This is a genomic window from Virgibacillus senegalensis, from assembly GCF_000821245.2.
GTDB lineage: Bacteria > Bacillota > Bacilli > Bacillales > Amphibacillaceae > Sediminibacillus > Sediminibacillus senegalensis.
Genome location: NZ_LN611424.1, coordinates 1,007,496 through 1,008,290, shown reverse-complemented (window position 1 = coordinate 1,008,290; position 795 = coordinate 1,007,496). Strand labels below are relative to the sequence as shown.

The window sequence follows — 795 nt, the reverse complement described above, 5'->3', positions numbered from 1 at the left end:
AAATGGCACCGGAAGATGACGTCATTGATCCCAGCTTATTAGCTTACTTCCGTCGTAAACGTCTGAAAGATCCAAACCTTTTAGATTTCCTGATTGGAAAAACCGTAGAGGTCGCGCTTGAGAAAGGCGTGATCCAATCGAAGTCTCTCATCCTTAATGCGACACACACAAAGGCTCGATACAATCAAACATCCCCTCAAGAAGTATTGCGTAGCCGTTCCAAGAACGTCCGTAAAATGATTTATTCTCTCGATGAATCCATGAAGAAAAATTTCCTGAAACCAACCGAAGATACGCTTGAAGCTGAGCTGGACTATTCAGAACGTCTTGTCGAAGTCATTGAAAAGGAACCAAAGCTCGTTTTTATCCCCAAAATCAAAGAACCTCTGAACTTACTGAAAGAGACGATTACAGATGACCAACTGGAATTACAAGAGTCTCAAGATCCTGATGCCCGTTTGGGGCACAAATCATTGAAATTAGATAAAAGCGATCTGTATGGAAATTAAATTCCATACAGACCGCTTTTTTAAATTCTACTTTTCAAACAACTTCAGTTTTTCAGTGGCCTCTCACCTGAAGAAGCGTTTTTTTTGCTTCTACAAAGGCGGCCCTGCCCTCGGAAAGCGTACCGGTTATTGCTGATCGATTTCTTCCACTAAAATCGACAATTCTTCCCATCGTTCCATTGCCTGTTCCAAACCGGCTTCCAGCTCTTCTTGGCGGTTGTACAGTTCCTGGACTTTTCCAAAATCGCTTCCCGCCTGTTCGATTTCCCCCTTCACCGTTTCCAGA

The 795-nt window shown here is 43.1% G+C and carries 1 protein-coding gene and 1 pseudogene; one reads left to right on the top strand and one right to left on the bottom strand.

Annotated elements, in window-relative coordinates; translation table 11 throughout:
* Positions 1-509: pseudogene (locus tag BN1067_RS20715) on the top strand (IS5/IS1182 family transposase); the annotation flags it as partial.
* A gap of 126 nt (positions 510-635) precedes the next feature.
* Here the strand turns inward: BN1067_RS20715 and BN1067_RS20710 are convergent.
* A complete protein-coding gene (locus tag BN1067_RS20710; protein ID WP_234400675.1) occupies positions 636-785 on the bottom strand; it encodes an ABC transporter C-terminal domain-containing protein in 150 nt (49 codons plus the stop codon).
* Between the last annotated feature and the right edge of the window lie 10 nt (positions 786-795).